This window comes from Hydrogenophaga sp., assembly GCF_036675665.1.
GTDB lineage: Bacteria > Pseudomonadota > Gammaproteobacteria > Burkholderiales > Burkholderiaceae_C > Hydrogenophaga.
Genome location: NZ_JAKFEO010000009.1, coordinates 16,193 through 40,414 on the forward strand (window position 1 = coordinate 16,193; position 24,222 = coordinate 40,414).

Here is a 24,222-nt window from a genome sequence, read left to right on the forward strand (position 1 = left end):
GGAGGGATGGCTGGCATTACTACTATATTTGCAGTATCGATACCGCCTCTGCCACCTCGTCGTCGGCCGTCAGGGCTCTCCGTGCAGCGGTCAGGCAGCCGTTCCGTCCGAGTGTTCCGAAGGTCTACCGCGCCCAGCACTCCAACGGGCCAAGGGGTGTTGGGACTTCAGCCGTTGCAACCTGGAGGCGAGCGCCTGTTTGGTTGATTCTGTATGCGCCGCAACGATCACGGGCCTGTTCGGCCGTTGGTACCGCTGTCAATGTGTATGTCATTCCATCGGAAGAAATCGCCGCAATGGCGTATCGCCCGCCTTCCACGAACAACACTCCATCGGGTATGGCTGCTACATGCGGATAGTGGCCAAGCGCCGCGGCTGTGCGCTCCATCCATTGCACTGCATCCAGTAAGGCTGCGCGGGCATGAGCGCGGTTGCTGCGCATTGCGTGGTCGCTGTAGATCGGCGCCACGACCACAGCCAGTGTTGTCAATGCAGCCACAAGGGCCAAAGTGATTATCGATCCGGATAGGCCCAACCTTTGGCATGCCTGGAGCTTGTAAAAGGAGAGGGTCCTAAAACTGAACATCTCCGCACTGTAGCAAGCGAGCCGGACACCTGAGCTATTGACCGATAGCTGAACATACGCGTATGACGGGCGGAACTGCTGCCGCATTTGCAGTATTTCTTGTTTTGCGAAGCTCGCTCGCATGCTCCAAAGGGATAGGTATCGCCCAGGATTCAACTGTCGCTCGACCACAGAAATGCGTCTTTTCCCCGTACTCGTGCAACGATGCGCAAATCATTGCCCACGCGGTCCGCGGACGAAAAACTCAGTTCGACGGCTTCTTGGAGGCGCTGGAGCGGCCCCAAATTTGACATCCCGGCGCCTTGCCCGAGCAGCATAGGAGCCAGATACAACAGCAACTCGTCCACCAAGCCCTCACGCAGAAACGACCCGTTGAGCTTGTTCCCCGCTTCCACATGCAACTCGTTCACCTCGCGTTTTGCCAAGTCGCGCAACACGGCCTGCAGATCCACCTTGTTGCTGGCACCGGGCAGGTGAGTGAGCAGGGCGCCGCGTTCTTGCAACGCCACTTGTTTCCTGGGATCCAGTGCCGCGTGATAAATCCAGACTTGGCGCGGCAGCCCACCATTCGCGGGCTCAAACAGGCGAGCCGTCAAGGGCGTCTTGAGATCGCTGTCCACCACCACCAGATGAGGTTGCCTCGAGACGTCGGGTAGCCTCACATCAAGCCGTGGGTCGTCCTCAAGCACTGTGCCGATGCCGGTGAGCACGGCACAGGCCCGAGCTCGCCACGCGTGCCCGTCTTCGCGGGCAGGCTCGCCTGTTATCCATTGGCTCACGCCGTTGTCGAGTGCAGTCGTGCCATCCAGCGAGGCCGCCATCTTCATGCGCACCCAAGGTATACCGCGCACCATGCGGCTGAAGAAGCCGATGTTCAGTTCGCGGGAGGCCTTGGCGGGCTCACTCTCCGGTGGCAGAAGCTCCACCTCGATGCCTGCAGCCCGCAAACGCGCCAAGCCGCGCCCTGCCACCAGGGGATTGGGGTCAGCGGATGCGACGACCACCTTGGCGACCCGTGCTTCAATCAGCGCATCGCAACATGGTGGTGTTCTTCCGTGGTGGGAGCAGGGCTCCAGGGTCACGTGCGTCGTGGCGCCGGCTGTGTCGTGACCGTTTTTCCGGGCATCTCGAAGCGCCACGACTTCGGCGTGTGAGCCACCTGCTTCCTGTGTGTGGCCCAGCCCGATAGCCAGTCCATTTTTGGATTGGATGACACAGCCGACTCGAGGATTCGGGTTGGACAACCGGATTGAATTCAGAGCCAGCGCAAGGGCTCTGTCCATCGCCGAGGCTTCCGTCAGGTCAGTCACCTCCAGCAAGCGGCATCTTGTGCAGCCGTGGTGGGCGCCGCATCCTTGGTACCTCGTTGATCCAGCGTGAGCGTGCCACAGGTGGTGTCCCCTGCTTGTGGGCCTCCGGGTACGGCCTGCATTTGATAGGCGTTGGCTGCGGGAGCTGCGACAAAGGAGAAGGTGTAGCTGGCCCCGAGCTCGGCACGACATCCCAGCGCTGGTAGCAACGCGGAGGTCATGGGGGTCGTGCACGTTGCGCCCGTGGTGTTGTAGGCCAGGCACGTGGTGTAGTTGCGCTCCATCCACTGGGCCAGTTCCAGCATGCAGCCTGCAGCCACGACCCGGCGCGTCTTCAAAACGTGTGATTGGTAGGAAGGGTAGGCAATGGACGCGAGGATGCCCACGATGGCCACAACGATCATGAGTTCCATCAGTGTGAAGCCTCGCTGCCTCCCAACGGATGCGAGAGTGCTGATGTGACTGGGTTTCATGAGCAGTGTCCAGCGTTGAGTGTGTGTGTCAGTGAGGCCATGGTATCAATCTCGAACGATTTCCCGCCAAGACAGCCTGCCCTTGAGCGAGCCTGGACCTGAGTTGGGGCCGCCGCCGCCAGGGATATTGACGCGAACGTCGTCAACTTCGCCCTCCGATCCACCGACGGCAAGGCGGTCGCCCACCAAGATAACCTCACCCGGCATACCCACTCCCAGGTCGATGGATCCGATGTACGCCCCACCCGCGACATCATCGAGGAAATCGCCATTGTCGTTGACGTCAAAGAACGGAAGAGTGAGGCGAGCGCAAGTGAACGGATTGACGGCGTTCAGGAAGCCAATGCCACCTGATACGCATTGATCGATCACCGGAATGATCGAGCTCCCGATCAATGTGGTTTCCGCGAGCGAGAACAGCCGCGAAGACGAAACCATTCTCTCGCCGGCGGCAGGGAGATCGATAAAACAACCCCTCTTGCTGGCCATGTCGCCAGCGGTGGACGCCTCGATCACCCGAACGGGTTTTCCAGCAAAGGTGGAGCTTGTAGATATGGTTCTCTGGACCAGATCGGATCGCACCGGCGCAGATAGCGTCGCGCTCTCGTCGATCACGCTGTACCAGGTCTGCGTGTCTGTGTTGGTGGGGTCTCCGGTCTGGAAGTAGCTGCCGGTGCCAAAAAACACAAAGCGCTTGGTGAAGTTGATGTCGGTCGACACGCTGTTGATGGCCACGGTGATGGGGGCTGTGATCGGTTGGGGTTTTCCGGCCGAATCACTGGCCACAAAGATGGGTAGACCGCCGTTTGCGATGCTCCATGACGCTGTGGTTGAACTGGAAACATCAAACTTCCACAAGTTGCCCTTCAGATCGCCCGAGTAAATGACATCCACCAGGCCATCGTTGTTGGAGTCGAACAGGCCTGGAGTGGCCATCCCGTTGTCGCTGCCGGCGAGCGTGTCGAACTTGCGGATAACCGCACCTGTGGCGAGGTCGAGGATGTAGAGCACGGCACGACCATTGGTGCTGTTGTAGCCGTTGCCCACGATCACAACCCAGGTCCCGCCGTTCATGCGCGCAATGACGGGGCGGCCCAGCATGTACCCCAGGTCTCCATCCGTTGTTCCGTTGAACCTCTCCCATTTGATGTCCGTGGCGCTGAAGCTTGTGGGAGTCGAGACGTCGAGCGCAAACAGGCCTTTGCCACCGCGTCCCAGTGTGCTGACCAGATAGTTGCTGCTGAGGCTGGGCGCTTTGCTCGACACGGCGATATCGCCATCAACGTAGTACTCGTGGGCAACGTTGAAATTGGGATCCGCCAGGTTCTTGAGTCTGGGCATCACACTGCTGGGAATGTGCGCGAAGAGTTCGGTGCCCGTTTTTGAGTCGAAGGCATGCAGCATGCCGTCGTTGGCGCCCACATAGACCGTGTTCGTGTCCTTCACGAAGACTGGAGAGGAATGGGAAATGTCACCGAGAACTGTCGTAGACGCACGGTCACGCAGTGCGCCACCGTTCTGAATTTCCGATGTTCTTACCCCTGTGACGTAGTCAAACAGCGTTTCATTTCCGCTGAAGAGCGCTTTTTCAGTTGGGGACAAAGATCTCCAGGTGAAGATTTCCCCCTTGGTGCCCGAGTGGTAGTAAATCTTGCGCGCCGTTGCTGCCGGGATGCCTGCTGCAGCATTCCATAACGGGCTTGTACCGACACCCGCAGTGCTGACAGGATAAGCCGCAAGGTCGCCGGACCATCGCATGCTGTTGAAGGTGGCCTGGTACACCAGCGCATCGGTGGAGAGCACCGTGCTGTTGGCAATGATGTTGCCACCGCTTCCGCTGCTCTCGATGATGTTGTCGAAAGCGCGCTTCAATGCCTCGCGCAGTTTCAACGGGTTCTGCACCAGGAAGTAGGTGTCCGGCACGCCGTTGTTGTCTGCGTCCCACTCCAGACGCAGGTTGGGTGCGTCGATGTTGTCCCGGTTGATGAAGCCGCCGTACTTGGCGGCGTACCACAACGGGTCGCGCAAAAGACTGGCGCTGCTGCCGTCCGGCGTGAACACATAGGGTTTGACGGGCGAGCTGATGGTGGGCAACGTGGAACACGCCGCCGGTGGCGTGGCCACATCGCAGTAGCCTGGATCGCGCTGAACCGTGTCGAAAGGAACGTTGAGGAAGTAGCTCGGCGCGCTGCTCTCATCGCGGGCGACCAGGTACACGCCGTCCTTGGTGGTCCCGGAGATCACATAACCCATCACCTGTTGAATGCCGCCAGCCTGGTAGGTGGGTGTCACCGTCACCGACAGGGTGTTGTCCGCATTGGCTCGCACCACGTACCTGGCGATGGCGTCCATGTCGTGGTCGCCGCCTTGTTCCACGTCTTCAAAGTTGATCAGGAACTCCGCGTAGTAACGACCACCATTGATACTGGTATCGAAGACGCTTTTCGTGTCTTTGGGGTCACTCGCGTTGGCGATGGTTTCGACAAAAAAGTCAACGATCTGGTTGGTGGGTTGATAGTCACCCTTCGTCGCCGAGATGCTCGATCCGGAAACCGATTTCGAGAAGGGCACGACGTTGATCAATTTACCGTTGGGGAGCCAGGCTTCAATGCGTGGCAGCGGTGAACTCAGCGCCACCACGTAGGTGTCGATCGACTGCTTGTCCTTCAGGGTTGGACGCAGGTCGGTGGTCTTGGCATGGTAGGCCACCGAGGCCGAGTAGTAGCTGCCCTGCTTGGTCGGCTCCTCGGGCGCCAGGCCGCGGATGGAGCCCAACGAAGTGACGGTTTTGGCGGTGGGCGCTGCGTCGTAGCTGGACGCGAGAGCACTCGACTGTCCAATGAAGCGCAATCCCGTGATGTTGGACTCGACCGCGGTGATCGTGGTGCCGCGTGCGGACACGTCGAGGCCCGTCAAGTCCCCCGTGTAGCTGTTGAAGACACTGCCAGGCACAGAGTCTGAGTCGAACGACGGATTGATGTCCGAAATCGTCAAAAAGTTGGCCCGTGAGCAGTATGGAGCCTTGGCCGCGCTGGTGCTTTCGTAGGGATCGTCCCAGGTCACGCTGCTCAAGCCGACCTGCGTGTCCATCGTGCTGGAAACGTTGAAACTGCTGGTGGGCGTTTTGGTGCCTGAGAAATACCGGGTGGCCTCGTACATCATTTCGGCGATCGGGTTGCCCCAGTCGACGAGCTGTCCTTCCGTGGCCGCCTTGGCCGAGTCCGCGTATGGGCTGGATTTCCAGTACTCACCGCCGCCGCCGCTTTGGTTGAAGCCGCGGATGCGCAGCAAGTTGAACGTGTTGACGATCTTCGCGTCCACCAGGAACTGCCCGGTACTGGAGTTGATTTCATTGGCAAACGAAGAGACCACCTTGCGCAAGCGCCCTCCCGACATGTGTTGGTCGTAGCTGCCGCCCAGCAGGCCGAAGAGCATGCTCTCGTTTTCACCGTATTCGTGAAGCAACCCGAATGGCTTGAATGCGCCGCTGGGATATTTCTTGCAATCGGCTGTGAAATCGCCAAAGCAGACCTTGATACGCACGGTAAAGTTTTGCTCGGCGCCCGTGCCTGCGGGGAACGCGCCGGACGCCAAACTGTCATGCAGGACAGGGCGTTCCTTGGAGGCCCATTCGTAGACACGCTTGTCGTCACCCACATTGGTGCGGATGCGCAGAAGTGGTGGCAGGTTGCTGCAGTTGTTCAGGGTGGCGCAGCTCACATCCCGGTTGGCGGTCAGGCTGCCAAAAAAATGACGCTTGGTGGTCGCAGTCGGTTCGTCCAGCGGCGTGTAGTCGCTGATCTTGTACCCATGGCTGCTGTGATATTCCTTGCCCCAACTGTGGGCGTCCTGCGGGATGTACGTGCGCCTGAGGATAGTTTCGGTGCTGGTGTCCACATCGCGCATGCCACCGTAAAGCACCTTCTTCAATGCATCGATCCGGCTGGTGGTGATGTAGTTGAGCCAGTTGCCTGACCATCGCCCGGGGCTGTCTCTGAAACTGCACACACCTGCTACCGCGGTTGCAACGGGCTGGAACAGCTCCTGGTTCTTGTCGGTGTTCGTAACGTACTGGTAGCAAAGCTTGGAATCGTACAGGCCGTAGTAATCGATGCCGGGTTTGAAGTGGGTGTCGAGCGTGCCGTCACCGTTGATGTCGCTGGCGTCGTTGTAAGCTTCGTAGAAGAACTTGTGGTCTTTGCCGGCGACCAGCATGGTCATGGGGCGGGCGCTGAGCGTGGCACCCAAGGGCTTGGATGGCCAGATGAGGGCGCTGACGCTCAGATTGGTCGTGGCGATGGCCATCACGGCCAGCACCTTCAATCCCAGATTGCAACGTTCAAACGCATTCATGTTCTGACTCCCAAAAATTCAGTCCGTGCCGTACACCGACTGCAACATGACAGCGGCTCGGTCGTTCCCCGCATTGCTGCGAGCGGTGATGCGGTAACGCTTGCAGTTGGTGGCGGCGCTGGCGTTCTGGGCACACGGAAAGGTGTTGCCCAGGTATTCGATGAAGTACTGCGGGGTGACGCTCAAGGCGCCGCTGGCCACGGCGGTGGCTGTCTGCCAACCGGTGAAGGTGGCGTCCTGCCAGCGCGGCGTGGCGGTGGACACCGGGGTGCTGCACACGCCCGCAGTGCAACCGCTCAGGGCCGCGGGCGTCGGAATCGTTGTCTGCACGATTCCCTCTGCCTCGCGCAGTGCCGCTTCGGCGGCTTGGAACGATACGCTTCTGTCGAAGGTGTGAGCGGTCATCTTCTCTTCGAGCGTGACCGTGCGCATGGCGCTGAGTCCCACCAGCGTCATGACGACGAGGAGGATCAGGGCAACGATCAATGCCACGCCCCGTTGGCGGTGGCGTGATGCTGAGCACTGGCGGTGCGGATTTCGCGTGGTGTTCATCATGATGATCGATTGCGCAGATTCACCACATGGATGAGCTCGCGCGATACAGGTTGCTGGTTCGTGCCCAGTACATTGACGGTTTCAAGCACGAGACGCATGCGCACGGCAATGACTTCGTTGGCCGCGGCGGTGGACCAATCGGTCGCGGCTGTGGCCACCGACCACGTTGTGTCCAGGTTGCTGGTCGCCTTGTTGCGGAACAGGTAGTCAATCTGCATGTCGACCACGCCCTCGGCAATTTCATCGAATGCGTCCAGCGGCCCACTCGATGGCGGCGGGCTGATGCGCCTGACGCGAAAGAGTGAACGCCCGCCCCGTCCGTTGTTCCCGACGTACCAGACGCCAACATTCAAGGGGGTGACAAAACCCCCTTCCTTGAATGTTTTTCCGGTTCCAAGACTCGTGCAGACCGTCGGGAAACCCAGGCCCTTGCTGCAGTTGCCGGGGGCGGGACTGGAGACGCCCGTGTTGTGCACGATGGTCGTGTTGGTTCCCGGTGATGAGTTGGTGATCTGCAGCACGGCTGCGGAGTCAGGGTCGCACACCATCACGATCATGCCCTCCACCAAGCCATGATTCACCGTGGCCATCTCAAGCGAGGCGGCCGTCGGGTTATGGCTTGTGATGACAGGGCCATCCTGCCCGTCACTGCTGAACACCAGAATGGCGTCGGTGCCTGCGACGCGCTCGGTGGTTGCCGTTCCCGTGGCCACAATGCCGGTCGCTGCTTGAGTTTCATCAAATCCGCGGACCGTGCCGGCTTCCAGGCTGGACGACCATTGCGTCGCCTTGTCATTGAGTACGTTGGCCACTTGCTGCGCACCACAAGGGTTGCCGCCTGCCTGACGGATTTCCCGCGCCATCAATTCGAACGAAATACGTGCATTCTCTTGCAGCCTGCCGAGGTTCTCGTTTGTTCGAAAGGACTGCTGGTTCGATACAAAGACGCTGATCACTCCGCCGATGATGACCAACCCCAACACCATGGCGATCATCAACTCGATCAAGGTGTAGCCTGTCTGCTTGCGCAGTCCCATCATCTGGGGAGTGGGGGAGGCGGAGGAAGTCATAGGCGGCTGGTGGTGGTTATGCGTTGCGCGGCCAGTCCGCCCGCGCGGCTGTCGTCCCAGGTGATCTGTACGGTACACAGGCCGCTCACATCGCAGTTGATGGCTCCGCAAGTGGCATCCATATCGCCCAGGCTGCGTTTGAGACTCGCGATCCAATCCTTGCGATTGTTGTCGGCCAAAGTGGCGCCAGTGATGGCTCCCTCGCTGCAGACTGAGTCGATCACACCTCCAGCGCCGACCGCCCCAGTGTTGTAGTTTTGCAAGATCGCGCTGGGTCGATCGGCGCGCATCGCGTCGAGCATGTAGTAGCTGAGCATCACGGCCTGGCCCCGCGCATAACTGCTCTGATTGGTCTTGAGGGCGTTGGCCTGCAGACCTGCCATGCCGAGCAGTCCGAGCGCCAGTATGAGGACCGCGACGAGCACTTCAATCAGGCTCGCGCCTTGCTGAAGCCTTTGCCGTTTGGCTGATGTCTTAAGGTGAATGCTGTATTTCTTCATGACAGAGGGCATGTAGCGGCGACGCTGGATGGTGTAGTCGTGAACAGTCGGCCTGTGGTGCTGACCTCAACATCGCGAGCGCGAACCGTATTGGCGAGCGCCCCGGAGGCGTTGCACACGCGTATTCGGCCGGACTGAGCCGTGCCGTTCATCAACTTGGGTTGGCCATCGGCTGCGTAGGAAACAAAGTCGTTCATGCCGGTGGTGCCCGCGAGCACGATGCCAGTCGCTGAAGCCGGGCCAGTGGCCAATATGACTTCGCCAGTGTCCACGGAGGCATCCGTACTTGGGCGGGTGGGATCTGTGTAGACGATCCAGCCTTGAGACCAGTTGCCTGTGGTGGTGCACTGTGTCCCGTCACTGCTCTTGCAGACGGTGACCCTCGATCCCCGGCGAATGGCCTCGCTTCGAGCGGCGGACAAGGCACTCACCAGATCATTGGTTGTTGTGGTCAGTCGGCTGGAGGCGATGGCTGATTGGAAACTCGGCACTGCCACCGCCAACAGGATCGCCAAGATGACGACTCCGACCATCAGTTCGATCATGGTCACGCCGCGCTGGCGAAGCGGTGCACCGTTGGGTATGTGGGTAAGTGAATGTGTCACGCCGAGATTCTCAGCTTGATACCTCGATTGGCCTTGGACAGACGCCGAAGTGCGTCCTGCGCAGGACAGACGGTCGCTACGTGTGAAGCATTCTTTTTTTGAAAAGGGAATACGTTCAACGTACTATTTTTAATCAGGCGACGTGATTAGTTTTATGGGGCTACAAAGCCGAAAAAAATCATGACGAATGATTTCTTTATTGTTAAACGTATTCATTCCGCCTGAGTGGGTCTTCCCACGGCGTGAAATTACTCACGGAGGCGCCACCGGCGCCCGTTCAACGCCGCACTTCGTCCACCAACGCCCGAAACTCGTCGATGTCCTCGAAGCTGCGGTACACGCTGGCAAAGCGCACATAAGCCACTTTGTCGAGCTTCTTGAGCTCGCGCATCACCATCTCGCCCAGGCGGTTGGCAGCCACCTCCCGGGCGCCCAGGTTGAGCAGTTTTTCTTCTATCCGCTCGATGGCAGCGTCAACCTGCTCCGTGCTGACGGGGCGCTTGCGCAGCGCCAGGGAGAACGAAGCACGCAGCTTGTCTGGTGCGTAGTCCACCCGGCGACCGTCCTTTTTCACCACCGCCGGAAAACTGACTTCGGGCCGTTCGTAGGTGGTGAAGCGCTTTTCGCATTGGCCGCACTGGCGCCGGCGCCGGATGAAGTCCGCGTCTTCCGACACCCGGGTCTCGACAACCTGGGTTTCAAGGTGACCGCAGAAGGGGCATTTCATCGGGCCGGACTCAGGGGGTCAGCGGTAGACGGGAAAACGTGCGGTCAGCGCATTGACCTTGGCGCGAACGGCTTCGATGTTGGCCGGGTCGCGGGGGTTGTCGAGCACATCGGCGATGAGGTTGGCCGTCATGCGGGCCTCTTCGTCCTTGAAACCGCGGGTGGTCATGGCGGGGGTACCGATGCGCACGCCGCTGGTGACCATGGGTTTTTCGGGGTCGTTGGGGATGGCGTTCTTGTTGATCGTCATGTGCGCGCTGCCCAACACCGCCTCGGCCTCTTTGCCGGTGATGCCCTTGGCGCGCAGATCGACCAGCATGACGTGGCTCTCGGTTCGTCCGCTGACGATGCGCAGGCCGCGCGAGGTCAGCGTTTCGGCGACGATGCGTGCATTTGTCAGCACTTGTTGCTGGTAGGTCTTGAATTCGGGCGCCAATGCTTCCTTGAAAGCCACTGCCTTGGCCGCGATCACGTGCATCAGCGGGCCGCCTTGCAGGCCGGGGAAGATGGCACTGTTGATGGCCTTTTCGTGTTGCGCCTTCATCAGGATGATGCCGCCGCGCGGGCCGCGCAGGCTCTTGTGGGTGGTGGAGGTGACCACGTCGGCATGGGGCACCGGGTTGGGGTAGATGCCCGCCGCGATCAGGCCGGCGTAGTGGGCCATGTCGACCATGAAGATCGCGCCGATGTCCTTGGCCACCTTGGCGAAGCGCTCAAAGTCGATGCGCAGGCTGTAGGCGGATGCGCCGGCGATGATGAGCTTGGGTTTCGTCTCGTGTGCCTTGCGCTCCATCGCGTCGTAGTCGATCTCTTCCTTGTCGTTGAGGCCATAGGAGACCACGTTGAACCACTTGCCGCTCATGTTGAGCGCCATGCCGTGGGTGAGGTGGCCGCCTTCGGCCAGGCTCATGCCCATGATGGTGTCGCCGGGTTTGAGGAAGGCGAGGAAGACGGCTTCGTTGGCGGAGGCGCCGCAGTGGGGTTGCACGTTGGCCGCATCGGCACCAAAGATCTGTTTCACGCGATCGATGGCCAGTTGCTCGGCGATGTCGACGAACTCGCAGCCGCCGTAGTAACGCTTGCCGGGGTAGCCCTCGGCGTATTTGTTGGTGAGCTGAGTGCCTTGAGCGGCCATCACCGCGGGTGAGGCGTAGTTCTCGCTGGCGATCAGCTCGATGTGGTGTTCCTGGCGGGTGTTTTCGGCCTGAATGGCTGCGAACAGCTCGGGGTCGGTTTGCTCGATAAGAATGTTGCGGTCGAACATGGCAGTCCTTCTAGAGGTGAATCCTTGCGCATTGACAAGGGCTGCCCAGGCGAACGGCTGAACACCCGCGCTGCATCAGCTGGGGTGGCACGCTTCCCAGTGGTTGTCCCGGCCGCAGATCGATGTTGGGTGTGATCGGGCAGGGGGGCCACGTCAGCGGCAGACCTCCCGGATCGGATCTGGGGGTTGCGCGCCTATCGCCAGTTGCGTACTCGGCGAGTTTAGCCGAGGGGCACGAGACTCGCCGCCCGCTGCCGCAAAACGGGGCGCTCAGGATTGCGCCAGGGCGGCCGTTTGCGGTGTGGTGGCTGGGGCCGCCGGGCCGGCTTCGATTTCCGTGCCGGGTGAAACGACTGGAGCGGAGGTCGTGGCAGGCGCCACCACTTGGGTGGGGCGTACCTGCGGAATGTAGCGCTGCAGCGGCTTGCCCAGGGCCACGCTCTGAATGCGCATGTGCTCGGACATCACCTTGTCGATGTACCAGCCGCCGTCGGTGGTGACTGCGCCCACGTACAGGCGCAGGCCGCCTTCGACCGACCCGGCGCGCTTGATGCAGTCCTGCAGTACCCGCACGCCCACACGCAGGTTGGACACCGGGTCGAAAGCAGCGAGTTGGCCTCCGAAGTCTTCGTATTTGTCCGTGTGGACCCGGGTCAGCACCTGCATCAGCCCCTGAGCACCCACGGGGCTTTGGGCAAACGGATTGAAGCGGGACTCGATGGCCATGATGGCCAGGATCAGCGTCGGGTCCAATTTGGCTTTCTCGCCAATCTCGAACGCCTCGGCCACCAAGGCTCCCAGCGGCTCGGGTGCTACGCGGTACTTGCGGCTGAGCCAGTAGGTCACGTTGGCCTGCTGCTTGGGCAGATCCCCGAGATGCGCCGCGGTCACACGATCGATGGCGGAGGGCTCCACGGCGATCAGGGGCTCTTCCAGGGTGGCTTCCTGGCGCTGCAGCAGCCAGCCCAGCAGCTGCTGTTCGGCGCTCTGGCGCAGGTCGGCCCGCGCGCTCAGCACGATCAGGCTCACGGCAAACAGGGTGCCCAGCAAGGCAACGCTGTTGTGCGTGATGTCGAGAAAGCCGCGGTAGGTGTCTCCCAGCATGGCCTTGAGAGATGCCACGACACCTGAGGTGCTCTTGTGCGGCGAAGTCGTGAAAGTTGTCATGTTGTCGCTCCGGTCAAGGCCGCCACCGATGTGAGCCGGTTCGGCTGAGTGAGGTCGCCGCTGAAGGCCGGACACATCGGTCTGGCGATCAACTTAGCCTGGGAGGGCAGCGTTCGGGGTTTACCCTTGGGGGGCAAAGTTGGCGGATGGTAGGAGGTTATAAATACCCAGTCAATGTTTAAGTGTCGATTCAAAGCAACTTTTGGTTATGAACAATACGTTGCAATTCACCGCTCAAGCGGTTCGCTAGCGGGAAATCCAATGCCTGTGGGGCTTGCAGCGGTGCCGCCCGGATTTTGCCGCTTGTCGGCCGAAGGCCACCTTTCATGTCGCAAAACGGGGTTTCGGCTCTCCCGAATAGGCTTCCAAGCCGTGATTGAAAAGCTTCATGGGTGATCCGACCGGCTTGTCTTGCCGCTGGAGAGGCCCGGGAGTACCCTTGGCTTGCCAGTCGTGATGACCGGCATCAGCCGACCCAGCGGTGAAACCGCATGACGGCCCCCAACGGGAGCAATCTGTTGCTTCCAGGCTGGAGAGACATCAAACTCCCTCCGCCAAAACAGACGGCATGAGCATTCAAGCCCGCCGTCAACCCCGGCAGACATCGTCTGTCGGGGTTTCTTGTTTCCGGGGCTCCATCGGCAGATGGAGTGCAGCGGGATCTGAGTTCGGAGACACTGGCGCGATGCCATACGTTCATCCCCCGCGCCCATGAGCAACAGCCATGTCAGTTTCCCGTCCAACCCGTGGCTCAGACGTCTGGCCTGGACCGTTCTGGGTGTGATCTTGTTGTGGCTGGTCACATGGCTCGCGGTGCCCGCGCTTCTGAAATGGCAGCTGCAAAAGCAAGCCAGCCAAGCCTTGGGTCGCAGTGTGACGGTGCAACGGGTGGATTTCCGGCCCTGGTCGCTGGAGCTGTCGGTCGAGGGGGTGCGCGTCGCCACCGCACAGGGCGATGGTGAGCAGCTGTCGGTGGCCCGGCTTTATCTGAACGCCGAGTTGCAATCGATCCTGCGGCTGGCGCCCGTGATCGATGCCTTGAAGATCGAGCAACCGCGTCTGGCGATGCGCCACCTGGGTGGTGGGCGCTACGACGTGGACGACATCGTCCAGCGCCTTCGTGTGCCCCCCTCTGAGACCCCGAGCGAGCCCGCGCGGTTTGCGCTGTTCAACATCGGGCTGGCCGATGGTGAATTCACGTTGGTGGACGACACCGTGGGCGTGACGCACCAGTTGCGCAGTCTGACGCTGAGCGTGCCGTTTCTCAGCAACCTGGCTTCGCGCCGCGAGGTGGTGACCGAGCCGCACCTGGCCTTCGAGCTCAACGGAAGCGTTTTTGATTCGCGCGCAGCCTCCACCCCGTTTGCCGTCGACCGCGAGACCGACGCCAGCTTGTCGATTCCTGCACTCGATCTGGCACCTTATTTCCCTTACTGGCCCGCGGCCTGGACCCTCAAGCCCGAGGCCGGGGTCTTGAATCTGAACCTGAAACTGGCCTTTGCGCAGCGCGACGTGCCGCAGGTGTGGCTCTCGGGCGATGTCGCACTCACGGGGCTGAACCTGGTGGAACGTGCGGCGGGCGGTGGCACGGCGAGCGTTTTGTCGTGGGAGCGCCTCGGTGTGAAACTCAACCGCCTCGAACCGCTGGCGCGCAGGGTGGATCTGGCGGCCATCGAACTGAAGGCGCCGAACCTGACCATCTCGCGCGATGCCCAGGGGCGGCTCAACCTGGCCCGCCTGGCCGATGGCTTCGGGACGGTCGGACCGCGGGCGCCGGCTGGTGCTCAGGCGCCAGCGGCGGCATCCGTGCCCTGGGAAATCCAATTGGGCCGGATGGATCTGGATGGTGGACGTGTTCAGTGGCGTGACGATGCGGTGGCGCCGGCGGCCGAGATGGTGCTGGACGCGTTGCGCGTGCAAACCAGCGGGCTGAGCTGGCCGGTGCGCGCCCCGATGCCTTTCGAGGCGTCGGCCCAGTTCGACCAGACCACCATCAACGTGAAGGGCACCGCCACCGATGCCACTGCACAGGCAGAGTTGTCTCTGGGAGATGTTCCACTGGAGCGATTCGCTCCTTATATATCCAGTGTTCTCAAGCCTGCCCTGCAGGGGCGCCTGGGTGCTGAAGGTCGCATCGAATGGCGAGCCGCGCAAGGCGATCGGGCCATGGCCCTGCAGTTGATGGCCGCCCGGATCGACCTCAACGAGCTGAAATTCGGGCCCACCCGGCAAACCCTGGTCAGTTTGAAGCGCTTGCTGGTGGAAGATCTGGGGGTCGATCTTGCCCAGCGCAGCGTCGATGTGGGTCGCCTGACCCTCACCCAACCCCGGTTGAAGGTGCAGCGTGAGGCCAACGGCCGCTGGATGTTCGAGCCCTGGCTGGCGACAGCAACACCTCCAGCGAGCGACTCAACCGCAGATCCCGCGGGACAGGCGACCCCTTGGCGCGTGGGCCTGGCCGCCTTGCAGGTTGCGGGTGGTTCGGTCGGATTTGTCGACCGCATGCCTGCGCGCCCGGTGACGCTGGACATTGCCGGTCTGCAACTGGACCTCAAGGGTTTTCGGCCGCTGGACGCAGACCAGAAAGACATGGCTCTGTCGATCAAGGCCCGGGTGGGTAGTGGCAGCCAGGTCGCGCCTGGCCAGATCTCGCTCGGCGGGTCCCTGCGGCTGCCGGCCCCGGGGGCCTCGGGTGGTGCGGGCATGCGGCTGAACGCCCAGGTGCGGGTTGATCGCCTGCCCGCCCACGCGCTGGAGCCGTACTTTGCCGATCGGCTCAACCTCGAACTGCTGCGCGCCGACGCGAGCTACCGGGGGACGGTGAAGGCCAGCCTGCCCGGCGGCGCCCTGGCTCTCAACCTGCAAGGCGACGCCGCGCTGGATGAACTGAGTGCCAATACCCTGTCGCCCGCTGAAGACCTGCTGGCCTGGAAGTCGCTGCAGGTGCGCGGCCTGCAGTTCGCCTTGGTGCCGGGCCAGGCAACCCAGGTGGCGGTGCGCGAGACGGTGCTCAGTGACTACTTCGCCCGCGTGATCATCGACGAGGCCGGCAAGATCAATCTTCAGGGCTTGGTCAAACGACCCGATGATCCAGCCGGTCCCGAACCGGTGCCGCCGCGAACCCCGGTGGCTGCCAGCGGCCCCGGTCCCGACATCCGCCTGGGTCCGATCAGCCTGGTCAATGGCCGCGTGCTGTTTTCCGACCGCTTCATCAAGCCCAACTACTCCGCCAACCTGAGCGAACTCACCGGCAGCCTGGGCGCTTTCTCCAACTTGACGCCTGCGGGCGCCGTGCCCGAATTGGCGGCCTTGTCCTTGCGCGGGCGCGCCGAGGGCACGGCCGCGCTGGAGATCGACGGCCAGCTCAACCCGCTGGCCCAGCCGCTGGCACTCGACATCAAAGGCCGCGTGCGCAACCTGGAGTTGCCCCCGCTGTCGCCCTACACCGTGAAGTACGCCGGTTACGGCATCGAGCGCGGCAAGCTCAGCGTGGACGTGGCCTACAAGATCGATCCCGACGGCCAGCTCATTGCGAGCAACCAGATCGTGCTCAACCAACTCAGCTTTGGCGACCGCGTGGCCGGCAGTGAAGCACCCAACCTGCCGGTGAAGCTGGCGGTGGCGCTGCTGGCCGACCGCAACGGCGTGATCGACATCAACCTGCCGGTGAGCGGTTCTATCAACGACCCCCAGTTCCGCCTGGCACCCATCATCTTCAAGCTCATCCTCAACCTGATCGGCAAGGCCATCACCGCGCCGTTCTCGCTGATCGCCAGCGCGTTCGCCGGGGGCGCCGAGTCGCCCAGTCGGGTGGAGTTTTCCCCTGGCAGCACAGAGCTTCTGCCCGAGAACCAGCAGCGGCTGGAATCGGTGGCCAAGGCGCTGGTCGACCGCCCGGCGCTGCAGATCACCGTGGTGGGGCACAGCGATCTGGAGGCCGAGCGCAGCGGCTACCAGCGCAGCCGGCTCGACGAACGCGTGCTGGCCGAGAAGCGCCGGGCCCTGGCGCGCGAGGGCAAGCCGATCACCAGCACGCTGGCGGTGTCTGCCGACGAATACCCCGCGCTGCTCAAAGAGGTGTACCGGCGAGCCGACATCCCCAAGCCGCGCAACCTGATCGGCATGGCCAAGGACATTCCGCAGGCCGAGATGGAGGCCTTGCTGCTGGCCTCGATACCTGTCACGCCCGACGCGCTGCGCGATCTTGCGGTGGCGCGTGGGCAGGCGGTGAAGGACTTCCTGGCCAGCCGATCCCTGCCCGAAGACCGCATGTTTCTGGGTGCGCCGCAGCTGGCCCGCCAGGGCGATGACTGGCGGCCGCAAGCCGAACTGCGTCTGGCACCGCGCTGATCGGGCCTCCCGCCAAGACCCGATCAGGCCCCGCAGGTGGCGCGCACGCGAACAGCGGCGACAATACGCGTTTGCCGCGCCGCTCTGGCGCGGCCTCTGTCTTGATTGAACTGACACCTCCATGTCGCTGTTTTCCCTGCGCAAGTCTTCCTCATCCCCTCAAGCTTCTCCACCTGCCGTGAACACGCCCACCCCTTCCAAGTCCGCAGCTGCTGCGGCCCATCCCCTGGACGCCGTGACCGGTGGTGCGTTCTCCGCGCCCACTTCAGGCGAGCGCGCTGCGCGCATTCGTGAGTGGCTCGCCACCGAGCCGGGTCTGGAGCAGATGAACGAGGTCTACAAGGAGTTGTCCAACCGCGACCGCGGCGCGGCCAAGCCCCTGAAGGAAAAGCTGGACGAGCAGAAGCGCTTGAAGTCGCAGGAGCAGATGTCGGTGGAATGGGCGCAGAAGGCGCAGGCCTTGCTGGACCATTCGCGTCTGAACCTGGCCGACGCGCTGGCCTGGCAGCGCGACGCCGCCCGCGCGGGCGCACCGCTTTCACGTGAGCCTCTGGCCACGCTGCGCCAGTCGCTGGCCGAGCGCGTCAAAGCCATTGAAGACCTGCAACACCGTGTGCAGGTGGAGCGCGAGGCCGCGGTATTGATCGCCCAACGCATCGAGGTGCTGTCCACCAAACCCTGGCGCGAAGCCCAGCACAGTGCCCAGACCTTGCAGGCCGATGTGGCCCAGTGGCAGGAGCAGGCCAGCGGTCTGGCGCAGGACCCCCAGTGGGCCAGCGTGGACGTGAAGTTCCCGCCCATGCTTGACGCTTCGCGCAAGCAATTGCAACTGGTGTGGGACGCGTTCGAAGCCGCTCTGTCGCAGGCCGTGGCCGCAGACGCCGATGCGCAGGCGCCGCTGCCCGCCGTGCCCGTGTGGGCCGACGAGCTGCGCGTTGCGCGCGGCGGCGAAGCCGCAGCCGTGGCCGAGAAACCTGCCGTGGACACACAGGCCCAGCAAGAGCGCCGCGCCCGCGTGAGCACCGAACTCGGCCATGCGCTGGATGTGCTGGAGCGCGAACTCGCCGAAGGCCACGGCAAGGCCACGCCCAAGGCCGCCGCCGATGTGCGCGCCGTGCTCAAGGCCAACGGTCGTTTTGTGAGCGCCGCGCTTGATGCCCGCGCCCACGCGGCGCTGAGCCAGGCCGGTGAACTCGAAGGCTGGCAACGCTGGCGCGCCGACCAACTGCGCGAAGAGCTCGTGGCCAAGGCAGAGGCCTTGCTGCAAGCGCCAGAAGGCCAGCGCCTCGGTGGTCGCAAGATGCAGGAAACCCTGCGTGGCCTGCGCGACCAATGGAAAACCACCGACCAGGGCGGCCAGCCCAACCACGCCTTGTGGAAGCGGTTTGACGAGGCCTGCACCGAAGCCCACAAGCTGGTGGAAACCTGGCTGGTGCAGGTGCGCCAGCAGGCCGAAGCCCACAAGGCCCAGCGCCTGGCCATCATTGCCGAATTGAGGGCATGGACCGAGGCCCACGCCGGCAACACCGACTGGAAAGCCCAGGTGCGCGCGCTGCACACGTTCTCGGAGCGCTGGCGCGAAGCCGGTCACATGAGTGAAAAGGCGTTTGCCGAAATGCAGCCGCAGTGGAAAGACGCCATGCACGCCGCCCACGCTGGCCTGGAAGCCGCGCAAGCCGAGAGCACTGCTCGCCGCAAGGCACTGATTGAAGAAGCCACCGCGCTGGGCGCCGCGCCCATGCTGCGCATCGACGCGGTGAAGACCCTTCAGCAGCGCTGGCAGGCCGAAGCCCATGCGGTGCCGCTGGAGCGCAAGCACGAGCAGAAACTCTGGGAAGCATTCCGCCAGCCCATCGACGAGGCGTTTGCGCGCAAGAGCACCGAACGCGAGAAGGCCGCCACGTCGCTCAGTGCGCACGACCAGCGCGTGCTCGATGCCTCTCGTGCGTTGGAGCAGGCCAGCGCGAGCGGCGATGCGCAGCGCATCCGTGCAGCGATGCACGAACTCGAGTCGGCGCTGGCCGGTCGGCCGCCTGCGGTCGAGGCTGCGCCAGCGCCTGCTGTGGTCGCCGACAAAGCCGCACCGAGCGAGCCTGCGGAGTCCGCGGTGGACGTGGCCGAAGAATCTGGTGAATCCGATGAAGCCGAGGCGCCAGACGTTGCTGCGCCCGCTGAACCGGTGGCGCCTGCCAAACCCGTTGCGCCACCCAAGAAGCTGGTGGCCATGCGCGGCGACGACCGTCCCGGCATGAAGAAGGCCGAGCCAGCCGGCCGCGATGCGCGCGGTGGTCGTGCCGACGGGCGCCGCGACGGCGGCGCAGGCCGCCCCGATTCGCGGGGTCCACGCGATGCACGCGGTGCTGGCGCAGCGCCATGGCGCGACGAGCGCGAACAGCGCGGTCCGCGCCTGGGCGATGCGGCGTTCCGCGCCCAGCGCCAGGCCATCGAATCGGCCGAAGCCAGCCTGCGCAAGCTCGCGGCCCAGGCCCACGGCGAGGTGCTCACGCAGCTCATGACGGCGTGGGAACAGCGCGACGCCGAGCAGATGCCCTCGGCCCAGGCGCTGGGTTCGCGCGTGAGCCCTGCCAGCCGCGGTGCATGGTCAGCCGCCTTGTCCAAGGCCGCCAGCGCCTTGCCAGGTGAGACCTTGTTGCGCCTGGAGATCGCTGCCGAAGTGCCCACGCCAGCCGAACACCTGAGCGAACGCCGCATGCTGCAACTGCAGTTGCTCACGCGTCGCCACGCAGCGGCACCGAGCGAAACCTGGGTGGAAGACGTGGCGGGCGTGCTCGCATCACCGTTTGATGCGTCGGTTGCGCGCCGACTTCAAACCGTCCTGAAGGTATTGCTCAAACGCTGAATCCGTCGCCCACCAACGCGCAAGGCCCGTGCGGACTCAGTCTGCACGGGCCTTTTTCATGGTGCTGGAGGCGGGTCTGAAAAATCCGTCGTACAGCGGCACCAGCGCGGGAAATTCCTGCGCGAATCGGTCGCGGCTCACGAAGTAGGCCTCGCAGGTGACGGCAAAAAACTCGGCGGGGTCCTTGGCCGCGTAGTCGTCGAGCCATGGACGCTCGGCGCCGAAGCGCTCGGCCATGGTGACCGCCTCTCGGAATCCATCGAAGGCGAGCTGCATCGTTTGACGCCACACACCCCTGGCCTGCGAGGCGCTGCGCGTGCCCATGAACCCTTTGGGCAGCGGTGGGGCACCGTCGGGGTGCTCCCCGAGCGAGATGCCGTGCATGTCCATCTTGTGCACGAACTCGTGGATCACGACGTTGCTGCCGCTGTGAGCGGCCACGCTGGCGTGGGCGACTTCCTCCCAGCTCAGCATCAGCGGTCCGCGGTCCATGGCTTCGCCGGCCAGCACTTCGTCGTAGTGGTGGACCACGCCCGCGCCGTCGGTGGTCTTGCGCCGCGCCACCACGGCACCGGGCTGCACCACGATGCCGACGAAATCGCCGTACCAGTCGAGCAGTTTCAGCGGATCACGCACCGCGTCACCCGACGTGCCGTGCATGTGCAACAGCGGCAGACACGCCTGCGCCGCGATGGCGAGCGCCATCGCGTCGGTGAGCGCCAGGCCGTTGGCGCCGTGGAACTCCTTCTCGGCCAGGAAGTGCGTGCACAGCAGGCGCAGGCGCGCGCGCTCTTCTCGGTCGAGCGCCGACAGGAACGGGTGTGCGTTGAGGGTGGATTGCCAGAGCGCGTCGGGCACCGGCGTTGGTTGGCGCAGCGAGCGCGGCAGCAGGCGCTGGAGCAGATCGATCATGACAGCGGCAGGGGGATGCGGCGCAGCCCCTGTGCGTCGAGTCGCAGCACTTCTGCGCGCGGTGGTTGAGCAACGGCGTCCCAGTCGCTGAGCACCACGCGCTGCAGGCCGTTGCCCAGGGCGTGTTCGGCCGGGCGGTGGGTGTGGCCATGGATCAGGGTGTTGGCGCCAGCGGCCTGCAGGGAGTCGCGTGCCGCGGTGGTGTCCACATCGGCCCACAGACTGGGGTCGCCCGCGGTGCTGCGTTTGCGTGCCTCACTTTGCTCGCGCAGACCGCGGGCTATCGCGGTGCGTTCGGCCAAGGGGCGGGCCAGGAACTCACGCTGCCAGATGGGCTGGCGAACCTGCTCGCGAAAACGCATGTAGTCGGTGTCGGCCAGGCACAGCGCGTCGCCGTGGCTGAGCAGCCAGTGCTGACCCAGGAAATCGAGTGCGGTCGGATCGCTCAATCCCTGCATGCCGCAGGCCTTGAGGCCTTCGGCACCCAGCAGGAAGTCACGGTTGCCAGCCATGAAATACACGGGGGTGTGCAGGCTGAACGCTTTGAGCGCATCGGCGCAAGCGCGCCAGAAGGTCTGGTCGGTGGAGGCGCTGGAGTCGAGCACGTCGTCACCCACCCAGACCTCGAACAGGTCGCCCAGGATGAAGAGGGCGTCGGCCCGTTCATGCACGGGGCGCTGCAGAAAGGCGCGCCAGACCTCGAAGGTCTTCGGCTCGCCGGGTTGCAGGTGCAGATCTGAAATGAACTCGACCGCTTGCCAGTGCGCGGGTGCACGCAGCTGGGCAAAGCGGTCGGAAGAGGGGGTGGACATCAAACCAGGGGCTGCCAGGGGCCAAGCCCCCGGGGTCACAGTGCGACGGCTTTTTCGATCACGACGTCGTCCTTCGGGACGTCGTCGTGGAAGCCCTTGCGGCCGGTGGGCAGGCCTTCGATCTTCTTCACGATCTCGGCGCCCGCCACCACCTTGCCGAACACGGCGTAGCCCCAACCCTGCGCGCTGGGCGCGGTGTGGTTGAGGAAACCGTTGTTGGAGACGTTGATGAAGAACTGCGCGGTGGCCGAGTGCGGGTCGCTGGTGCGCGCCATGGCCAGGGTGTAGGTGTCGTTCTTCAGGCCATTGTTGGCCTCGTTGGCGATCGGCGCGTCGGTGGGTTTCTGGGTCATGCCGGGCTCGAAGCCGCCGCCTTGCACCATGAAACCGGGGATGACGCGGTGGAACACGGTGTTGTTGTAGTGGCCCTTGTTCACGTAGGCCAGGAAGTTGGCGGCGGACAGGGGGGCTTTTTCAACGTCGAGTTCGATCGTGATGACACCGTGACCGGTGATGTGCAGTTCGACTTGGGGGTTGGCCATGGTCATTTCTCCAGGGTGGCTTTGAGGATGGTGATGGGGGTTTTGGGCACGTCGGAGGGAAACGGGCCGCCGGAGCCGGTCGGGGTCTCCTTGATCTTGTTGACCACGTCCATGCCCGAGACGACTTTGCCGAACACGGTGTAGCCGTAGAGCTCGCCAGCGTTGAGCAGGCTCGCGCGCGGCACGTCCTTGTAGACCTTGCCGCGGTATTCGAACTGGGGCACCGGGTCGCCGGGGGGAATCGGGGTGGGGTCGAGGAAGGCGTTGTCCTGAACGTTGATGAAGAACTGCGCCGAAGCGGACTGCGGGTCGTTGGTGCGAGCCATCGCCACCGTGCCAACCGTGTTGCGTGGACCGCCACGCTGCAGCGCGGCCTGGCCTTCGTGCGCCACGGGCGCGCGGGTCGGCTTTTGTTTGTAGCTGGCGTCAAAGCCACCGCCTTGCACCATGAAGTTGCTGATCACGCGGTGAAACACGGTGCCGTCGTAGTGCTTGTCTTTCACGTACTGCAGGAAGTTCTCGACCGTCTTGGGCGCCTTGTCAGGGTAGAGCTCCAGCACGATGTCGCCCATGGAGGTGGTGAGCTTCACGCGGGGGGCGGCGTCCTGTGCCATGGAGGGCAGCCAGGCCATGGAAGCCGCCACGGCGAGGGCGCCGAGCAAGCCACGGCGCAGCGGGTTGAGGGCGTGCATTGTCATCAGATGGTTCCTTCGAAGAAGATGGTCCAGCGGTCGCTTTCGCGGATCCAGTACTGGCGCTTGGTCACGCCTCGGCTCTGGCCTGCCGCGACCTCGCCGAACGTGACGACGCGGGTGTCATCGGTGTCGTTCCAGCGCAGGACCGACAAGTTCTTGATCGCCAGCTCGCGCGGACCCGTGCTGCGCAGTTCGCCCTCCACCCGGGGCCACCATTGAGCCAGATCGCGGCCCTGGTTCGAGAAACGGTTTGAATAAAACCCTTTGAGTTCGGTCAGATTGCCTTCGCTGCGGCTGCGGCGCCAGGCTTCCAGCACGCTTTCGAACTGCTCGCGATCACTGCTCAGGGCGTCGGGTTGGACCCACTGCAATCCGGGGGCAATGACCACCGGTGTGGTGCGAATCTGCACCGTGGCGAGCACGCGCTCGAGGTCCGGGTTGGACAGCACGACACATCCGTCCGACGCCTGTGGCGCGCGCACGAACTGCTCGCTGGGCGTGCCGTGCAGCCAGATGCCACTGCCGGTCTTGCCGCGCTGCACGTCCAGCGGGTTGGGGTAGTTGATGGGCAGGGCGCCCACGCCGTAGAGGTCGGGCAGATCGGCCGGGTTCAGGCTGCTGGTGATGTAGTACACGCCCAGCGGCGTGCGCTTGTCACCCTCGACGGTTTTTTCAATGCCGGACAGACCCACTGAAATGTAGAAGTCTGCGATCAGCCGCAACCTGGGCTGGCGGTCGCCGTCGGGGCTGGATCGCGCCGACTTGAGGTTTTCGAACAGGTACAGGCGCGAGCGCGATGCGTCGATGGCAATGGCGTGGCGGCTCTGTGGTGCGAGTGTGAGGAACTGGGTGGGAATGCTGCCTTCGGGCGGGCGCTCGGTGAGTGCCAGCAGGCGGCGGCGCGACTCTTCGCGCAGCGTGGACAGCTGCTGGCTGGCGGCCAGGGCCTTGGTGTCGGGCACGTCGCCGAGCTGGCGCACGGGCCGGGTCTGCAGGCTCAGCAGATCGCCGTGCACCAGGTGGGCCAACTGGAAATTGGGGTGATCCTTGACCAGTGTGTCTGCCAGCGCGAGCGCTTCTCGGTGCTGGCCCTGGCTGATGAGCTGATAGATCCCGATCAGGCGCGCTTCGGCCTGCCCCAGCATCGGCTTGACCGCATCGAAACGCGCGGCGGTCAGACGGGTGGTCTCCAGGCCCGAGGGGTTGACCGGCAACTGGCTGCCCGCCGCGTCTTGAACGCGGGCCATGGCCTGGTTGAGCAGCGAAGGTTCGATGGCGTCGAGGGAAGTGACTGGACCGGGGCTGTTGGCCCGTGCCACGTCTTGTCGGCCGGCGTTGATGAGCAAGACAAGCAGCACGCACCCCGCCAGCAAGCCCAGCCCCCAGGCGGCGCGTCGGCTCATGCCCGGTCCTTGCCCCAGCAGACCTGCGGGCACACTGGC

At 63.5% G+C, this 24,222-nt stretch carries 18 protein-coding genes; 2 read left to right on the forward strand and 16 right to left on the reverse strand.

Going from position 1 to position 24,222, the window contains the following annotated elements; all coding sequences use genetic code 11:
* Nucleotides 1–124 precede the first annotated feature (124 nt).
* The 11 genes from V6M63_RS24540 to V6M63_RS05635 form a co-directional block, all read right to left on the reverse strand.
* Nucleotides 125–709, reverse strand: a complete 585-nt coding sequence (locus V6M63_RS24540) for a type IV pilin protein (protein ID WP_442909546.1) — start codon at nt 707–709, stop codon at nt 125–127.
* Nucleotides 710–738: 29 nt separating this feature from the next.
* Nucleotides 739–1,869 carry a bifunctional diaminohydroxyphosphoribosylaminopyrimidine deaminase/5-amino-6-(5-phosphoribosylamino)uracil reductase RibD gene (ribD, locus tag V6M63_RS05590; protein WP_332740517.1) on the reverse strand — a complete coding sequence of 377 codons (1,131 nt, stop codon included), beginning with the start codon at nt 1,867–1,869 and terminating at the stop codon, nt 739–741.
* 23 nt (nt 1,870–1,892) lie between these two features.
* Nucleotides 1,893–2,369 (reverse strand): type IV pilin protein, encoded by a 477-nt coding sequence (locus tag V6M63_RS05595; RefSeq protein WP_332740307.1) that lies wholly within the window; start codon nt 2,367–2,369, stop codon nt 1,893–1,895.
* Nucleotides 2,370–2,414: 45 nt separating this feature from the next.
* Nucleotides 2,415–6,722: a pilus assembly protein gene (locus tag V6M63_RS05600; protein WP_332740309.1), complete on the reverse strand. Its 4,308-nt coding sequence runs from the start codon at nt 6,720–6,722 to the stop codon at nt 2,415–2,417.
* Nucleotides 6,723–6,740: 18 nt separating this feature from the next.
* Nucleotides 6,741–7,214 (reverse strand): pilus assembly PilX family protein, encoded by a 474-nt coding sequence (locus V6M63_RS05605; RefSeq protein ID WP_332740311.1) that lies wholly within the window; start codon nt 7,212–7,214, stop codon nt 6,741–6,743.
* Nucleotides 7,215–7,273: 59 nt separating this feature from the next.
* Nucleotides 7,274–8,317 (reverse strand): PilW family protein, encoded by a 1,044-nt coding sequence (locus V6M63_RS05610; RefSeq protein ID WP_332740313.1) that lies wholly within the window; start codon nt 8,315–8,317, stop codon nt 7,274–7,276.
* A gap of 26 nt (nt 8,318–8,343) precedes the next feature.
* Nucleotides 8,344–8,847, reverse strand: coding sequence for a type IV pilus modification protein PilV (gene pilV, locus V6M63_RS05615; protein ID WP_332740315.1), 504 nt, complete (start codon nt 8,845–8,847; stop codon nt 8,344–8,346).
* Nucleotides 8,844–9,452, reverse strand: coding sequence for a GspH/FimT family pseudopilin (locus V6M63_RS05620; protein WP_332740317.1), 609 nt, complete (start codon nt 9,450–9,452; stop codon nt 8,844–8,846). The genes pilV and V6M63_RS05620 overlap by 4 nt, the downstream gene beginning before the upstream one ends.
* A gap of 277 nt (nt 9,453–9,729) precedes the next feature.
* Complete coding sequence (gene nrdR, locus V6M63_RS05625; protein WP_332740319.1) at nt 9,730–10,179, reverse strand: transcriptional regulator NrdR; 450 nt, start codon at nt 10,177–10,179, stop codon at nt 9,730–9,732.
* A gap of 18 nt (nt 10,180–10,197) precedes the next feature.
* Entirely contained in the window at nt 10,198–11,442 is a 1,245-nt protein-coding gene (glyA, locus tag V6M63_RS05630) for a serine hydroxymethyltransferase (protein ID WP_332740321.1), read from the reverse strand.
* A gap of 270 nt (nt 11,443–11,712) precedes the next feature.
* Entirely contained in the window at nt 11,713–12,609 is an 897-nt protein-coding gene (locus tag V6M63_RS05635; RefSeq protein ID WP_442909547.1) for a transglycosylase SLT domain-containing protein, read from the reverse strand.
* 711 nt (nt 12,610–13,320) lie between these two features.
* Between V6M63_RS05635 and V6M63_RS05640 the strand changes: the two genes are divergently transcribed.
* Both V6M63_RS05640 and V6M63_RS05645 read left to right on the forward strand, forming a co-directional pair.
* Nucleotides 13,321–16,959, forward strand: coding sequence for a DUF748 domain-containing protein (locus tag V6M63_RS05640; RefSeq protein ID WP_332740323.1), 3,639 nt, complete (start codon nt 13,321–13,323; stop codon nt 16,957–16,959).
* Nucleotides 16,960–17,080: 121 nt separating this feature from the next.
* Nucleotides 17,081–19,819, forward strand: a complete 2,739-nt coding sequence (locus tag V6M63_RS05645) for a DUF349 domain-containing protein (RefSeq protein WP_332740325.1) — start codon at nt 17,081–17,083, stop codon at nt 19,817–19,819.
* A gap of 36 nt (nt 19,820–19,855) precedes the next feature.
* Here the strand turns inward: V6M63_RS05645 and V6M63_RS05650 are convergent, their stop codons facing one another.
* From V6M63_RS05650 to V6M63_RS05670, 5 genes are read right to left on the reverse strand one after another with little or no spacing between them, the layout of a single operon-like run.
* Nucleotides 19,856–20,731 (reverse strand): zinc-dependent peptidase, encoded by an 876-nt coding sequence (locus tag V6M63_RS05650; RefSeq protein WP_332740326.1) that lies wholly within the window; start codon nt 20,729–20,731, stop codon nt 19,856–19,858.
* On the reverse strand, nt 20,728–21,543 hold the full coding sequence (locus V6M63_RS05655) for a UDP-2,3-diacylglucosamine diphosphatase (RefSeq protein ID WP_332740328.1): 816 nt from the start codon (nt 21,541–21,543) through the stop codon (nt 20,728–20,730). Before V6M63_RS05655 ends, V6M63_RS05650 begins: the two co-directional genes overlap by 4 nt.
* A 35-nt stretch (nt 21,544–21,578) precedes the next feature.
* Nucleotides 21,579–22,085, reverse strand: coding sequence for a peptidylprolyl isomerase (locus tag V6M63_RS05660; protein ID WP_332740330.1), 507 nt, complete (start codon nt 22,083–22,085; stop codon nt 21,579–21,581).
* A 2-nt stretch (nt 22,086–22,087) separates the two neighbouring features.
* The gene (locus V6M63_RS05665; RefSeq protein ID WP_332740332.1) at nt 22,088–22,783 is read right to left on the reverse strand and encodes a peptidylprolyl isomerase; all 696 of its coding nucleotides are present in this window, start codon (nt 22,781–22,783) and stop codon (nt 22,088–22,090) included.
* Nucleotides 22,783–24,183, reverse strand: a complete 1,401-nt coding sequence (locus V6M63_RS05670) for a L,D-transpeptidase family protein (protein WP_332740334.1) — start codon at nt 24,181–24,183, stop codon at nt 22,783–22,785. The genes V6M63_RS05665 and V6M63_RS05670 overlap by 1 nt, the downstream gene beginning before the upstream one ends.
* Nucleotides 24,184–24,222: the final 39 nt, after the last annotated feature.

What these genes read in the sequence shown, in the direction of transcription:
- V6M63_RS24540 (WP_442909546.1), bottom strand. Translation starts at nt 709, where the DNA reads ATGCGAGCGAGCTTCGCAAAACAAGAAATACTGCAAATGCGGCAGCAG.
- V6M63_RS05635 (WP_442909547.1), bottom strand. Translation starts at nt 12,609, where the DNA reads ATGACAACTTTCACGACTTCGCCGCACAAGAGCACCTCAGGTGTCGTG.
- V6M63_RS05600 (WP_332740309.1), bottom strand. Translation starts at nt 6,722, where the DNA reads ATGAATGCGTTTGAACGTTGCAATCTGGGATTGAAGGTGCTGGCCGTG.
- V6M63_RS05640 (WP_332740323.1), top strand. Translation starts at nt 13,321, where the DNA reads ATGAGCAACAGCCATGTCAGTTTCCCGTCCAACCCGTGGCTCAGACGT.
- pilV (WP_332740315.1), bottom strand. Translation starts at nt 8,847, where the DNA reads ATGAAGAAATACAGCATTCACCTTAAGACATCAGCCAAACGGCAAAGG.
- V6M63_RS05610 (WP_332740313.1), bottom strand. Translation starts at nt 8,317, where the DNA reads ATGATGGGACTGCGCAAGCAGACAGGCTACACCTTGATCGAGTTGATG.
- ribD (WP_332740517.1), bottom strand. Translation starts at nt 1,869, where the DNA reads ATGGACAGAGCCCTTGCGCTGGCTCTGAATTCAATCCGGTTGTCCAAC.
- glyA (WP_332740321.1), bottom strand. Translation starts at nt 11,442, where the DNA reads ATGTTCGACCGCAACATTCTTATCGAGCAAACCGACCCCGAGCTGTTC.
- V6M63_RS05645 (WP_332740325.1), top strand. Translation starts at nt 17,081, where the DNA reads ATGTCGCTGTTTTCCCTGCGCAAGTCTTCCTCATCCCCTCAAGCTTCT.
- V6M63_RS05665 (WP_332740332.1), bottom strand. Translation starts at nt 22,783, where the DNA reads ATGACAATGCACGCCCTCAACCCGCTGCGCCGTGGCTTGCTCGGCGCC.
- V6M63_RS05595 (WP_332740307.1), bottom strand. Translation starts at nt 2,369, where the DNA reads ATGAAACCCAGTCACATCAGCACTCTCGCATCCGTTGGGAGGCAGCGA.
- V6M63_RS05650 (WP_332740326.1), bottom strand. Translation starts at nt 20,731, where the DNA reads ATGATCGATCTGCTCCAGCGCCTGCTGCCGCGCTCGCTGCGCCAACCA.
- nrdR (WP_332740319.1), bottom strand. Translation starts at nt 10,179, where the DNA reads ATGAAATGCCCCTTCTGCGGTCACCTTGAAACCCAGGTTGTCGAGACC.
- V6M63_RS05660 (WP_332740330.1), bottom strand. Translation starts at nt 22,085, where the DNA reads ATGGCCAACCCCCAAGTCGAACTGCACATCACCGGTCACGGTGTCATC.
- V6M63_RS05655 (WP_332740328.1), bottom strand. Translation starts at nt 21,543, where the DNA reads ATGTCCACCCCCTCTTCCGACCGCTTTGCCCAGCTGCGTGCACCCGCG.
- V6M63_RS05670 (WP_332740334.1), bottom strand. Translation starts at nt 24,183, where the DNA reads ATGAGCCGACGCGCCGCCTGGGGGCTGGGCTTGCTGGCGGGGTGCGTG.